The 14,699-nt window shown below is 48.1% G+C and carries 10 protein-coding genes; 4 read left to right on the top strand and 6 right to left on the bottom strand.

Annotated features, from left to right (window positions below; translation table 11 throughout):
- Nucleotides 1–6 precede the first annotated feature (6 nt).
- The 3 genes from G395_RS0109025 to G395_RS28990 all read right to left on the bottom strand — a co-directional run bounded on the left by G395_RS0109025 (nt 7) and on the right by G395_RS28990 (nt 4,478).
- On the bottom strand, nt 7–2,376 hold the full coding sequence (locus G395_RS0109025; protein ID WP_026629753.1) for a TonB-dependent receptor: 2,370 nt from the start codon (nt 2,374–2,376) through the stop codon (nt 7–9).
- A 154-nt stretch (nt 2,377–2,530) separates the two neighbouring features.
- Nucleotides 2,531–2,908 carry a hypothetical protein gene (locus tag G395_RS0109020; protein ID WP_026629752.1) on the bottom strand — a complete coding sequence of 126 codons (378 nt, stop codon included), beginning with the start codon at nt 2,906–2,908 and terminating at the stop codon, nt 2,531–2,533.
- A 79-nt stretch (nt 2,909–2,987) separates the two neighbouring features.
- The gene (locus G395_RS28990; protein ID WP_035360813.1) at nt 2,988–4,478 is read right to left on the bottom strand and encodes an MFS transporter; all 1,491 of its coding nucleotides are present in this window, start codon (nt 4,476–4,478) and stop codon (nt 2,988–2,990) included.
- 173 nt (nt 4,479–4,651) lie between these two features.
- Here G395_RS28990 and G395_RS0109010 point away from each other — a divergent pair, with 173 nt between their 5' ends.
- Together G395_RS0109010 and G395_RS28985 are read left to right on the top strand one after the other, a co-directional pair.
- Nucleotides 4,652–5,749 carry a glycosyltransferase family 4 protein gene (locus G395_RS0109010; protein WP_026629751.1) on the top strand — a complete coding sequence of 366 codons (1,098 nt, stop codon included), beginning with the start codon at nt 4,652–4,654 and terminating at the stop codon, nt 5,747–5,749.
- Nucleotides 5,739–6,812 carry a glycosyltransferase gene (locus G395_RS28985; RefSeq protein ID WP_084439517.1) on the top strand — a complete coding sequence of 358 codons (1,074 nt, stop codon included), beginning with the start codon at nt 5,739–5,741 and terminating at the stop codon, nt 6,810–6,812. Before G395_RS0109010 ends, G395_RS28985 begins: the two co-directional genes overlap by 11 nt.
- 12 nt (nt 6,813–6,824) lie before the next feature.
- Here the strand turns inward: G395_RS28985 and G395_RS0109000 are convergent, their stop codons facing one another.
- A complete protein-coding gene (locus tag G395_RS0109000; RefSeq protein WP_051350079.1) occupies nt 6,825–7,655 on the bottom strand; it encodes a glycosyltransferase family 2 protein in 831 nt (276 codons plus the stop codon).
- Between the two features lie 119 nt (nt 7,656–7,774).
- On the opposite strand from G395_RS0109000, the gene G395_RS0108995 reads away from it, so the two are divergent.
- Both G395_RS0108995 and G395_RS0108990 read left to right on the top strand, forming a co-directional pair.
- Nucleotides 7,775–8,197 (top strand): secondary thiamine-phosphate synthase enzyme YjbQ, encoded by a 423-nt coding sequence (locus G395_RS0108995; protein ID WP_026629749.1) that lies wholly within the window; start codon nt 7,775–7,777, stop codon nt 8,195–8,197.
- 112 nt (nt 8,198–8,309) lie between these two features.
- Nucleotides 8,310–9,281, top strand: coding sequence for a virulence RhuM family protein/type II toxin-antitoxin system death-on-curing family toxin (locus tag G395_RS0108990; RefSeq protein ID WP_026629748.1), 972 nt, complete (start codon nt 8,310–8,312; stop codon nt 9,279–9,281).
- A 6-nt stretch (nt 9,282–9,287) separates the two neighbouring features.
- Here G395_RS0108990 and G395_RS28980 read toward each other — a convergent pair whose 3' ends face one another.
- A complete protein-coding gene (locus G395_RS28980) occupies nt 9,288–12,236 on the bottom strand; it encodes a T9SS type A sorting domain-containing protein (protein WP_084439515.1) in 2,949 nt (982 codons plus the stop codon).
- 59 nt (nt 12,237–12,295) lie between these two features.
- Nucleotides 12,296–14,644: a glycoside hydrolase family 95 protein gene (locus G395_RS0108980; RefSeq protein WP_035360810.1), complete on the bottom strand. Its 2,349-nt coding sequence runs from the start codon at nt 14,642–14,644 to the stop codon at nt 12,296–12,298.
- Nucleotides 14,645–14,699 lie beyond the last annotated feature (55 nt).

Raw genomic sequence — 14,699 nt, 5'->3', positions numbered from 1 at the left:
CTCAACTTACCAGAGCTGATAACTAACGCCGACCCGTACATTTAAGGGATCGCCCAGGCCTGCTAATGTTACGCCCGACCTGCTTCCTGTGAAGTAATGCTTGTTAGTCAGATTATAAGCATTAACCTGAACCTGATATCGGTTGCGCGAATACGAAATGGCGGCATCCAGCACCGTGTAGGACGGAAAAACGAAGTTCTGATTGCTTAGCAAACCCACCTGATCACTCACATAACGTACGCCCGCAGCAATTCCCAACCCTTTGAGCGCCTGGGATGGAAGCGCATATTTGGCCCAGAAGTTGATCTGATGCTTAGGCGCATTGGCAAAACGATCCCCTTTTTTACCATAACTCGTGGTGCTTACCAACTCGTGCTCATTGAAAGCATATCCGGCAATCAGGCTCAATCGGTTCAGGTTTCCGATAACTGAAAATTCTCCGCCCCTGCTGCGCGTGCCGTCAATGGCAGCTTGCCGATGCGAGTTTTCTTCCGTGGGGGCCGCCGTCAGGATATTGGCATAGTTGATCTGGTAAAGGGATAATGTGGCCGACAACCGGTTGCCTATCAGGTCCGCTTTGGAACATACTTCAAATTGGGTCGCCTGCCGGGTGGGGAATGGTCCGCCTGAGAGCACGTTGTTTGAGGTTTGCGGATTGAACGATTTGAGATAGGTTCCGTAAAGAGATACGTTCTTTACCGGCAGATATACCAGGGCCACCCGCGGGATCCAGCCTGAGGTTTTCAGCTCGTCGCCCTGCTTATTGTCACGATCCGACAAAGGCGTTTCCTTACCATTGTAGTTGTCATAACGAAGCGAAACCAACACTCTCAATTTGTCGCCCACAATGATTTGATCCTGAATGTAAGCTCCGATCAGGTTGGTAATGCGCTTATTATCATCCGATTCGTCGGCCGGGACGGAGGCATCGGGAATACTGCCCGCATAATCCGGGTGCAGGATAGAAATGCGGGTCGAAGGCTTGTAACGATAATCGTTTTGCGTCCAGCCGTAGCGATTGTAATCCGAGCCCGCGATTATTTGGTGCCCCAGCGGTCCTGTGTTAATGGTATAGGTTGCAAAAGCAGTGGTTTGCAGGCTGAACCTGTCCGTTTCCCAGTCCTGAAATCCCCGGCTGATGGAATCATTACGGATCCTTCCTACGGGAATATGGTCTGTATAATCCAGTACATTCCGCACTGCGCGTTCCACAACGGTGAGTTTCAGATTCTGGCTGATTTGATGGTTAAAACTCAGCGTAGCCGATGCATTGTGTGTTTTTCCATAATCGGTCGGGCTCTGGATTGTCAGGTTGTTGGGATAGTGGTTGAAATCAAATGTTCCATCAGGGCGGGAGTAAACATAACTGCCATTGTCATACTGCTGAACGGCTTTGGAGTAAGTATAATTGAGTTCAAGGTTGAGCGAGGTCCGGTCACTGGCAAGGTAAGTCAGCGACGGGGCTATGAGCAGGTTTTGTTTCTTTTGATAATCCCGGAAACTTTCGGAGCGATCATAACCGATTATAGCGCGGTACAACAGTTTTTTGTTACTTGAAACATGCCCGGTAAAGTCAGCAGAAGCCCTTCCGAATCCCCAGCTACCCAGCGAAAGATCCACACTTGCCCGCTTTTCCAATAAAGGTTTTTTTGTAATAAAATTAACAACACCACCGGGAGAACCCTCACTGAATAAAGCCCCGGAAGGCCCTCGCAGCAACTCCACGGATTCAATGTTGTATAACAGCGGCTGCTGGCTCCATAAATACAAGTTGCCCCGGACGCCGTTAAAAAGTAAAAAACTGGCATCATTCGGGGAGTAAGCCGTGAAGCCGCGTATTTGAAATGAACCATTGCCATTGTTGGCTTTCATGCCCGTGAATGTGCCCGCGATCTCATTGAGCGTAAATGCCTGTCGGTCACGCAGAACGGCAGAGGAAACGACCTGCACCGATTGAGGCGTTTCCAGCAAAGGCACGTCCAGGCGGGTGGAACTGTTGGAGGAGGAAACCTGGTAACTGTTTTTGGCAGCACTAACAATGACCTCTTTCAGCTCCTGGTTGCTTTCGGACAGTTGAAGATTAAGAAACGCGTTTCTCCCTTTCGAAATACGCATACTTTGGGTGTATGCAATATAACCAACATTGGAAACGGTCAGGATGTAAGAGCCTGGTATAATGCCGGTGAGGCTGAATTGGCCCTTTTCATCTGTAATTGTGCCTAATGTTGTGTTTTGAAATGCGATGGACGCGCCTGCAACAGGCTTGTCTCCGGCGTTGACGATACGCCCGTGAAGTGTTCCTTGCTCGCTTTGAGCGTAGGAACGGGTAACATTGCTGAACATGGCCAGCAATAGAAACACATATTGAAATTTCATTCGGATATACAAGGATAGATTCACCCACTTTCAAAAAGCAGGAATGATGCTGTTAGGTTAGCTGTTGAATTTGAATAAAAGCGCAGCGCAGACGCGCGCCAAGGATAAACTATGTTACCCTTTCATTTTGGCCCAAAATTGACAAAAACGGCAGCTAAGCGCAGGGCGGTGGGGAAACCACTGTAAGCGGAGCCAGATAAGCGGCTAAATGATACTGGAAAGCGGCTTGGGAATGGATTATAAATGGCGATGCCAGAAATTCGAAGGCGACCAGCGGGGATGAAAACAGATGCAACGTAGGCAAATTACGCACCTGCTCGCTGGTTTGCTGGTCTTTTTTCTCCTCCTGGGCTTTTAGTTTTTTGGCCAGATAGCATTGCCCGTCGCAGTGCAGCTGTGGCTTATCGCGGTTTTCGCAAAGGACGCGCGCTATGTAATCCTTGTTGATATGGTAATAAGCGATCGTTCCCCACTGACTGAAAGTCGGTAGGATCGTTACAAAGAGCCATATGTAAAGCAGCGCAACTCGCATCGTATGATGGGGCAAATATAACCACGGAGTTACTTTTCCAAAGGCATTACCATGAAATTTGATGATAACCAGCTACGCTTTACTCGTCTCTTCGCGCCTCATCGGAGCCTACACGATTGATTTTAAGCATATTATTCAATGAAGAATGCCAGTTGATCAGCACATCAATCACAAAATAATCCCGCAAGTTACTTTTCAGGCTTGTACGCATGATTCTCTTCACCACGCTCTTATGCACCTCCCCTGCCTCACGCACACGCGGCAGGAATTGCAACGCCACCACAGTCAGTGCGGCCCCGATCAGAAAGAGGAAATTCCATTCATGCAGCAACAGCAACCGAAAGGATTTTTGCAGCGATGGCCCGCTCCACTCGGCAATAACGCGGAGTTGTCTTAATGTATAATAATCAGCCAGATAACCGCCTATCAGCGGCGCCAGGGACGAAAAAACGGACGTGACAATATTTTTAACGGATAAATAAACAATCGCTTCACGGGATGGAGCGAGCTTAAGGCCTATGTTCGTCAGTGCAAGGTTGGTGCCGGCATTGCTCGATCCGCTGACGATATGGATTACCGCCAGCAAGGCAAGGTTGGATATCAAATTAGTATAAATCCCTACAAAACACCATGCAATCACACAAGCCACATACAGCGGCGCGCATATGGAGATGATCGTTTTGTTGCTGTACCGGTCTGCAAATTTGCCCCAGTATCCAATCGTGAAAATACTCGACAACTGGCTTAAAATGGTGAGTGGAATAATATACGCCAGGGTAAGCCCAAGCGTTTTCAGCATATAAACTGTAAAAAACGGTGTGGCAATGTTGACGGCAAAAAGCCAGAGAGAGTTAAAGACAAGCAATCGCTGGAAGTTATTGTCGCGCAGCGGCTTAATGAACATTTTCAGGATATTCTCATTGGGTAAATAAGATCTTGGCTCGGGCACCCTGGCCAGCAATGCTACTGCCGCCAGACCGGCCACGCCCGCTATCATAAACATGGTTGCATACACATACAGCTCGTATTGCGGTGCATGCCTGCGCAGATAATCGATCGAAATGGCCAGAATAATGCTGAGTACAACATTGAGCGTCTGCGCATAGCGGCTGCGCTTCGAGAAAAAAGCGCCTAGCATATCGCCCGGCACCAGATCTTTCATCCATGCGTTCCAGCTTGGACCGGCAATGGAACCAAACAAATAATAGAAGAACAGAAAAAACAGCAATAAGCTTACCGGCGCATCCGCTCCGAGAAAAAATGGCATTGCGCCCAACAAAACCATCGGGATACGGGCCAGAATGCAGCAAATCACCGAAACGGCCCTCCGGTTGTTATATCTGCGGATCAGAAAAACGGACGCCAGCTGGAAAATGTTAGTGAATGTAGGTAAAGAAGCAAGCAGCCCGATCTGAAAATTGCTGGCGCCAAGCAAAATGGCGAAGGCAACCATAAATGTCCCCCCGGCAAGCGTTACCATGGCTTCGGTGGTCATTCCTTCTTTGAGAACGGTGTTCAACCCGTTCTTCACTTCTTCCTCGGTGAGTGTTTCTTTTGGTGTAAAGATCACAATGCTTCAAATTTGATAACGCTGGTGCAGCCTAAAATCCATACCAGCCGTAAAAACAGCGTATCAGGCACCGGCACGGTTTTCTAAGACGCCACAACGCAGCCTAAGCTGTACTAGTATCGAAAAACACTTTATCAACAAACATTCATCATCAAAACTTTACCTAAAGCGACATGAAAATAGGGATCATTGCACACTTGAAATATCCAATTAGTAAACCCTTCATGGGAGGGTTGGAAGCCTTTACCTATGATATTTGTCAACGATTACTAGCGCGTGGCCATGACGTATTGCTATATGCCTGCGCCGGCTCGGATCCCATTTTAAATGTCAGGCCGATCCTTTGCGAGGAGGATTACCGTCCCATTACATCCTCGCAGTTTACCTCCCGCCAGCTCAGCACTGAATATATTTCTACACATCACGCCTATGTTGAAATGATGCAGGAGATAGACAAAGACGAGCTGGACGTAATTTTTAATAACAGCTTGAATTATGTTCCCATTATGATGTCGGTGCTGGTTAAAGCGCCGATGGTAACTGTGCTGCATACGCCTCCGATTTTTGAGCTGAAGAACGCGATCCGCCGCGAACAGAATTATGGCCGGGTCAAATATGTATCTGTTTCTGAGACCAATGCTGAGAATTGGAAAGCGTACGCACCTGAATGTGACATCATTCACAACGGCATCGATTTGGCCACCTGGGCGTTTTATCCTGAAAATGATCGCGGATATATCATGTGGTTTGGGCGGATACATCCTGATAAGGGCTTGCACCTGGCCATAGATGCAGCCAAGATTGCCGGCAGGAAAATGAAAGTTGCTGGGGCCATCAGCGATCAGCATTATTACGAAACTGAGATTATGCCACGTCTGGACGATTCGATAGAATTGCTCGGATCTTGCAATCATCAACAGCTTAATGACCTGATAGGAAACGCAACTGTATCACTGATCACGCCGTGCTGGGATGAACCGTTCGGACTGGTGGTTGCTGAGTCGCTTGCTTGCGGAACGCCGGTTGCAGGCATTGCCAAAGGTGCCTTACCAAAATTGCTTGACGAGCACACGGGCACATTATGCAGCGGAGATAATGTTCAGGAACTGGCGGATTGCATCCTGGCAGCAGAGCAATTGAACCGCTCGGCTTGCAGGCAGCGCGCCGAAGATCTCTTTGATGTGGAAAGAATGGTGGATGCCTACGAAACATTGTTCGAATTGATAGCGCTTGAAACTGCAAACACGAAGATGAAGACCAATGTCCGCTAATTTCGCCTTCTACATTCACCACCACGGCTCGGGACATTTGATGCGCGCATTGTCAATTGCATCACAGCTTAAAGATGCACAGGTGACGTTTCTTGGAAGTGATCTAACACGGTTTGCAGCCATTATTCCGCCCACAATTCAATGTATCGACCTGCCGCAGGATGTTGCAGGTCCCGAAGACCCTTTTGCTTCACGCATGCAATTGGGTTTTCTGCATTATGCGCCCGTTAATGTTGAAAAAGTTGCCAAACGCGCCGCAGTAATCTCGGCGGCGCAGCATGCATTATTTCCGGTGATAATGATTGTCGATGTGTCTGTGGAGGTTACATTACTGGCCACTTTATGCGGGACACCAACCGTAGTGATCCGTCAAAACGGGGACCGTGATGATCTGGCGCATTTACATGCATATGAATGTGCCCAGCTGCTGATCGCACCGTCGCCGGAAGAGTTGATGAATCCTTCACCCCAGGATTGGGTAAATCAAAAAACCTTCTTTTCAGGGGGATTTTCAAAATATTCAGGAAAAGAAAAATATGCGGAGAAACTTGAAAATCCTGCAATTGGCGTTCTTGTAGGCTCCGGAGGGACTTCGATTAATGGAAAGGTTATCAATGCTTTGGCAGCGCAATGCGCGGAAAGACCTATCCTGGTGATTGGTAATGTTGCTGATCCTGAACATGTTGTCGCATCCAATGTAATTTTTCACGGGCAAATTAATGATCCTGCATCCGTACTGGCCCAATGCAACGTCGTGATAGGCAATGCCGGACATAACTCGGTGATGGAAATGGCCGATCTGGGGAAAAAGTTCGTCTGCATACCTGAGGACCGTCCGTTTCAGGAACAATTGCGCAAAGCCGAATTATTAGCACAAAATGGAATGGCTGTGCTAGTCCAGCCAGAAGAGCTGGATCACACCGACTGGAAAACAATCATTCAAAAGGCAGATAGCCTGCCTGATGACTGCTGGAAACATGTGATCAAGGACTCAGCGCTGGCAGATGTTGCGGCACGGTTGCATGAACTTTGGGACACTAACTTTCCTGAAAGATTGGCGTGATTTAAGGTCTGATTATCCTGACTTCAACGCCTGGTTAACCTCTGTTTCCGTCGGTCTGCGCAAAATTGTGATCTCATCATTTTCCCATTTGATCAATCCTGCACGCTCAAATTTTCGCAGCCAGCCTTCCATAGGCCAGATCTGCCATTTGTTAAAAAAGGTTTTAGCATTGATGAGAATGTCTTCAAAATGATTGAGCGGCGGGTTGAAGCTGGGATGATATTGATGAAATGCAACGGCATCCGCAACACTCAGCTCGACACCTTGCTTACGGGCTGCAAAACCGAAATCGGTATCTTCTGCACCGTAACCGGTAAATCGGGTATCAAAACCACCAATGCGCTCATACGTTTCCTGACTGCAAGCGAAGTTAAGCGACCAGAAAAGCGCATGATTCACCTCCCGCAAATCGGCCCTAACGGGATCTGGCGTGCTCATTTCCCACATTTTCGAAAGAAAACCCTTTTCCGCTGTGGCACCCTGACGAAGATACCGGACCGGTCCTATCCATAAATGCGCACCGGACCGGCACGCATTGAAATATTTTTCTAATAAATCCGGTGAAGGAATGCAGTCCACATCCAGAAAAATCATGAAAGGATGCGTTGCTTGTTTCGCCGCAAAGTTCCGCGCCGCAGCAAGAGGAAGTCTTTCGGCATCATCAAACCGAACGGAGCGGATCGGGAAATTTTCAGAAACCAGCTCACTTGCTGGCTCATTCATATTGACTATAATCAGCTCAGCCGGATAAGAGTCAGCATTGTCAAGGCCCAGAACAAGGTTGCGAAGCGCCTCATGCCTGGATTTTACTATGGTAAGGACGGAAATGGGTATAATGTTCATTGACTAAAAGTAAAGATCTTGATCAGCGCTTCTTTCATTAATTGTTTTGATTAACTCAGCATTCGCTTGAAGATGCAAAAGTATCATCAAATTTGAACGCAGAGTAATACATTTACCGGATGAAAATATTTCAGCAAAGTTTAACATTCCGTGAAAAGCGCCGGGGCTTTCACCTCATCACCGGCGACATTCTCAATGCGATGCCGCAAATTTCGTTGCTCGCCACAGGCATGTGCCAGGTTTTCATCCAGCACACCTCCGCCTCGCTCACGATCAACGAAAACGCCGACCCCACCGTGCGAAAAGATTTCGAAATGTATTTCAATAAAACCGTCAAAGAAAACGACCCCGACTACGAGCACGACTACGAGGGTTCCGACGACATGCCTGCACATCTGAAAGCCTCACTACTAGGCAGCTCCGTAATGATCCCCATCAAAAACGGTCGACTAGCCCTAGGAACCTGGCAAGGCATCTATCTCTGCGAACACAGAGACCACGGCGGCACCAGAGCGGTTGTGGTGACGGTTTGGGGGGAGTAGAGGCGAGCTAGTCCTAAGATGAAATGCTTTCGATAAATGCCGCCTACCGTTCGTTGGATCTTGCGTTTCTCACAGTTCAATTTTTCTAATCTTTGGAATAAATGAAGTCGGAATGGAAAATCAGATAGAGATATACGTAGGTGCGGACGGCAATAGCCAGATAGAAGTGACACTCCAGGAGGAAAATATCTGGTTAAGTCAGAAGCAGATTGCTGCATTGTTTGGCACCGAGGTTCCGGGCATCAATAAGCATATCCGGAATATTCTGCATGAAGGAGAGCTAACGAGGGAGTCAACTATTTCCAAAATGGAAATAGTTCAAAAGGAAGGCAAACGCCATGTAGTCAGACAAGTAGACGTTTTCAACCTGGATATGATCTTGTCTGTCGGTTACAGGGTAAATTCCGGCAAGGCTACGCAATTCAGGATTTGGGCTACCCAGCGTCTAAAAAATTACCTGATTGAGGGATTCGCTATTAACGAGAAACGGCTTGCACAGAAAAACCACCAGGTGCAAACCTTAAAGGATGGCATCCGGATCCTAAGCAGGGCTATTGAGAGTAGAATCGGAGATGCACAAAATAGCTGGCTGGAACAATTTGCGACGGGTTTAGAATTGCTGGATGATTACGACCATGATCAGTTGGATCAAAGAGGCATTAATGTCCGCAGCGCAACATATCCTGAATTATCAGACTATCAAAAGATTATAAATATCATGAAAGGCGATTTCGAATCCGTCATCTTCGGAAAGGAAAAAGATGAAACTTTCCAAAGTTCAATTGCACAGATCGGCAAGGGCTTCGGTGACTTTGATTTTTATCCCTCTATCGAGGAAAAAGCCGCTGTCCTCCTTTATTTAATCATCAAGAATCATTCATTTATTGACGGCAACAAACGAATTGCCGCCGCTTGTTTCTTGCTTTTTTTAGACGTGAACGAATTGCTGACAACAAGCGACGGAAAATTATTGATTAGTAATGAGGCACTTGCGAGCCTTACACTTTTTGCTGCCGCCAGTAAGCCGGAAGAGATGGAGACAGTTAAAAAGCTTATCATCAGCGTACTGAACAGAAATCAGTAACAAATTTCAATCCTTCACAAACCGCGTTCGCTGCTTATTTCCATTCCTATCCTCAACTGCAATTAGATAGGTGCCTTTTTCTAACTGTGCTATGCCGATTGTCAGACCTTTTTCGGTGTATTTGCTGAATTTTCTGGCTACGAGTTCCTTGCCGTTCATGCCGATGATTTTCACATTGAGCTCGCCGGAGAAGTTTTTGGGTATTTTCAGGTTCAGTTGTGTATTGCCTGGATTTGGGAATAATGTTACGGAATCTTCATTTGCGTATTTTACAGCAACAATGCGCGAATGTTCGTACTTCCCGTCAAAATCGATCTGTCTGAGACGATAGTAATTGGTGGAATCTGAAACCGGGGCGGAATCGATAAATTTGTAATAAAGCGTCTTGGCAGCATTCCCGTGACCTGCCACGTCCCCGATCGCTGCAAATGTCCTTGCATCCAGGCTTCTTTCAATCACAAATTCCCTGTTATTGGTTTCAGAGGTCGTTTTCCAGGTCAGTAACGTTCCGGCGGATGACCTTTTGCCATCAAATGAAGCCACCGTTACGGGTAATGTAGTGTCCGTTAATTTCAAAATGAGAGCATCGGAAGCTGGAACGCTCAGGGTTAATGTTCCTTGCGCAGTTGCTGCTGCTTTCCTGGCAGACGGATCCCCACCGCTGAACAGTTCTTTGGTGGCATAGGAGGCAGATCCATCCAAGCCGGCCCTTGCGAGCTCAATGTTGAATGTCTTTGTTTCGTTGCCATAATTAAAAATGGCCAGATAGTGAATTCCCTCAATGGTTTTTACAAAAAGCGCATTCGGGTCCCAACCTGTATTTCCTTCAATAAGCCGGAAAGCCTTTCCGTCTTTTGCCAGGTTCAGCAGATCGGTGTTTTGCAGCAATGTTTGTGAGGTCGCTTTCCAGGCGCCGTCCGTTGCGTAATCGTCGCCCGTAATGATGGTGCCCGTTACAATTGATGAAGCGAGCCTCGCCCGGTTTTCGCCAGCCGTCTCCGTCCCGAAAACAATGTGATCGGCGTCAATGTATTGATAAATCTGATTTTGCCACCAGCCATATGTGGTGCTATTGAGCGTATATGCAGTTTCGCTGATATCCTTGTACGCATCGCAGGCAATCCGTCGCATGTGCGCGTAACGCCCGGTTGCCAGATTGGGAGAAATGGCTGCATAAACCAGCATTGTGCCGTCCAGCTGATCCGTAAGATATTCCATACCCACCTTATAAGCTTCCATACCCGTGTGAATTCCGGTTTCATAAAAACTGTCCGCTTCAAGCGAAGCATGCGCCAGGAAATCAATTTTAATCATTTCGAAACCACATGCTTTGAACTTCCCGACCAGATAGGCGATCCTTGCTTTTGTGCCGGGATGCGTCGGGTCCAGGGCATAGGCCCCGTCCAGGTCGAGCGGTGCGCCGTTCACTTTTGTCCAGACGTCCTCATAGTTGTAAATGCTGCCTTCCATTTGGCGGCTGGACTTGCCCCAATCCACGAACGGCGCCCAGTAAATGCCCGGCTTCAAGCCCTTGGATCTACAATAATTCGCAAACTCGGTAAGCTGACTAAAATCACCTGTAATGCCACCCGGAGCCAGATTATCCCAATACGAATCCAGGTCCACAAAAAGCGTATTATCACCATTGCGAAATGCCGGAACATCATTCGCAAAGAAATCCACGACGGATTTGGCTTTTGGCAGATTCAGATTCGACTGAATGGCTCCCCAGCTGTTCCAACCAAAAGGTGTGCCGCCGGTCCAGTTGGCAATGTAGCGAGGCTCGGCAAGTGCGTTGGCTTGTCCGTATTGTTCAAAACCCTCGCGCCAGTCGCTGTAATAGCCTACCATAATGCGTGGCGACTTGCAGCTTTGCTGTCCCACATTCACCCAGCCGTGGCCGCGTTTGTCGCGCGTTAAGTTTTCATTTGTCCAGCCTGCAATCACCGATAAGAAAGAAGTTTCCGTCCGCCCTTCTCCTGCCAGGTTCACACCCGTTTTCCAGACTTCATGCTCCACGGAACCCACGATGAGCCCTTTCCGGCTTGTATTGTCATAAAGAGCACCCGCTTCCGAAGAAGTAAAATTGGCATAACCGATTTCTTTGGCCTCATAACGCACCCATTTATCATTATCAAAAGGCACAAGCAATGCCCGGCGGTCGCCCTGGGAATGAATGTGCACCGCATTTGAAGTCAGCGGCGTCATTTTGTAGGAGTTCGAGCCGGAACCATTCAGGATCAGCTCTGTATAAAAATGATTTTTTCCAGGATAAGTGTAAAAAACCTGTTGCATTTCCAGCTGGCCAGCACCCGTTGACGTGATAACATGCCGCGTCCCTGCCCCAAAATTGTCTGTAATGGGAGCCGAAGTGTGAACACGGCTGGTATACCCGGTCATACTGTTCAAAACGGCGTCTGAATTGGCCGTAGCGAACACTTCGCCTATCGTTTTCACGTTGTCAAAATACACATTATAAGTCCCGTTATGCAGGTCGTAATCAATGCGGTTGTTCGTCCCGAAAGTAATGGTTTCAATGTTCGGCGCATTCAGCGGCGTGAAGGTTATCTTGTCCACATTAGGCCCGTAGCCATACGCATTATCAAGCTTAACGGCATTATTACCCGCATTCAGCGGCACATTTGCCGCAATGCTGGCGACGGCAGACCAGCCTCCCGATGCAGGACAAGTAACCGCAATGAAATCCTGTGCGTTAGGCGTTACATTGATCGTCCGCTGGTCGCCTGTGGCATAGGAAAGCGTCATTTTGTAAGTTCCCGACGTTGCCACATTCACCGGAATGGTCACAGAGCCGCCCCCGAGGTTACCTACCATTTTTTGACCCGAACACAAAGCGCAATCCTGCATATCTGCACCGCCAGCCATTGTCCCCGACTCTGCTTCAAAGCTCTGTGAAAAAGATTTGATTGAGACCAAAGCCATTAGTCCGGCCATGCATCCAATTTTGAATAAATTACTTTTTGTACCAAAAACAATATGCATACCAAGTTTTTTTAGTGCGTTGATGTTATTTCTTTTTTCTCTCCATTCACCTTCACCATCACCTTCTGAGGCGATTGGGAAATGATCCGGTAATCCGTCACTTTACCATTCTTCCATTTGAAATCGACTGTAAAATTGCCTCTCGCTTTCAAACCCGTCACTTCACCCGAAGCTTTCCAGGCGTCCGGAAGGGCGGGCAAAATGTCTATATAACCGTCGTGGCTCTGAATCAGCATTTCAGCGATCCCGGCCGTGCCGCCGAAGTTGCCGTCAATCTGGAAAGGCGGCCCTGCAACGAGCAAATTGGGGTAGACGCCTCCGCCAGCACCGTAGTTCATATTGGTGTCCAATGTGGGCACGAGCAGTTCCTTTAATAATTTATTAGCCCGGTTACCATCGTGCAATCTGGCCCAGAAAAGCAGTTTATATGCTTTCGACCATCCCGGACTGTCATCTCCGCGCGCTTCCAGCGTTTTGGCAGCAGCAGCAGCAAGATCAGGCGTTTTCGATGGCGTGATGAGCGGAGCCGGGAAAAGTCCGTACAAATGCGCAATGTGCCGGTGCTTGGGCTCTACTTCTTTGTATTCTTCCAGCCATTCCATCAGCCTGCCATCGCTTCCTACCACGCCGGGAGGAGGCAGATTTTTCAGCTTATTTTCCAAAGAGGTTTTCAATGCTGCATCCACGCCTAATTCCTCGCAGGCTGTAATTACATTGGTGAAAAGCTCGCGCGTCATCTGGTTATCAATGGTCGGGCCCATGCAAATGGCAGCCGTTTTACCGTTGGGCAGATAAAATGAGTTTTCCGGGGAGATGGACGGCGCAGTCACAAGCCACCCCGTTTTCGGATCTTTCACCAATGCGCTGTTGTAAAACTCCGCGGCGCCTTTCAGGATCGGATAGATTTCTTTAAGGTAATTTTTGTCTTTGGTAAAAGCATAATGTTCCCAGAGGTTGTTGCAAATCCAGCCCGAACCCGCATTGCTCGCGCCCCAGGAAGCCTCCTCGCCCGGCTCTGTGAAACCCCAGACATTGGTAATTACGTGCGCCACCCAGCCGTCTGCATTATAGTAAGCTTTTGCTGTTTTTTCACCCGGCTTCACCATCCCTCTCACCAGATCGGCCAGCGGCAGGTTCAGCTCCGACAGATTCACAACCTCCACGGGCCACTGGTTCATCTGAATGTTCACATCCAGGTGATAGTCACCATTCCAGGGTGTCTGAATTTGATTGGCCCAAAGTCCCTGCAAATTCGGCGGCAATAGTCCTACCCGTGTGCTGCTGATACTCAGGTAACGACCATATTGGAAAAACAGAACGGGCAGTTCATTATCCAAAGCAGGGTTTTTCTGGAAGGCAGAAAGCCGCTGATCCGTTGGTAAATCGTCACCCTTTGATCCGCCCAGATGCAAAGTCGCTCTGTTATAGAGTTTTTGATAATTTGCAATGTGAGCCTGTTTCTGAACAGTGTAAGATTTTTTCACTGCGGCATCAACAAGCCTCTGTGTCTCAGATTCAAAGTTTTTGGTTTTAAAATCGGTTCCGGCAGAGAAGTAGAGAATGATCTCATCGGCATCCGTAATAACAATTTCCTTACCCAAAACAGTCAGTTTTCCGCCTTTTACCTGCGGCTTGATCTTGGTGAGGTATTTCATTCCCATCCCATCCGTCCCATTGTTCAACTGCCCGGACATTTCCAGCGCATTGTTTTTAACCACAGTCTGAAACCGCTCGGGACGATCCAGGCCCAGAAGTAAATTCAACTGGCCCGGTTTGTCGGCAGAAATTCTGATAATGCCCACATCGTCGCCAAAACTCGTAAAGTATTCCCGGCGATACGTCACGCCCTTCACCTGGTAAACCAGGCTCGCAACCGCGTCATTCAGCGCTAGTTCCCTTTTGTAATTCTGGTACTGAATGTTCGAAGTATCGGCACCCTTGTAGGCAAACTGCATCCGCAGGTTGCCCAAGACCTGGTAGCAGCCAAATGGCACATTGGCCCCATCACCATGCCCGGAACCCGCCCCTTTCGCTACAAAATTCCGGTTCACCAATTGCTGCGCCTCATCATTTTTACCTTCTAAAAGCAGCCTGCGGATCTCGGGAAGACTTTTGTGCGCCTCGTAATTGTTTGCATCCTGCGGTCCTCCCGACCAGAGCGTAATGTCATTCAGCACAACATTCTCCCGCAACACCCCCCCATCACTCATCATCCCCAACCGCCCGTTCCCAACAGGAATAGTCTCCTCCCACTGAGTAGCCGGCTTATTAAACCAAAGGCGAAGGGGTTTAACCTGAGCAATGGAAGATGTTGTTATTGAGAGGGTTAGTATAGAGGTAAGTATGAGCTTAAAAGTCATGTTAATTTTATTAATGTCTAATTATAATATTAATCCCCCCTGTCACCCTGAGCGG

The sequence above is a fragment of the Dyadobacter alkalitolerans DSM 23607 genome, assembly GCF_000428845.1.
GTDB classification, from domain to species: Bacteria; Bacteroidota; Bacteroidia; order Cytophagales; family Spirosomataceae; genus Dyadobacter; species Dyadobacter alkalitolerans.
The sequence above is the reverse complement of the archived record's forward strand: the minus strand, read 5'-3'. Positions and strand labels throughout refer to the sequence as shown.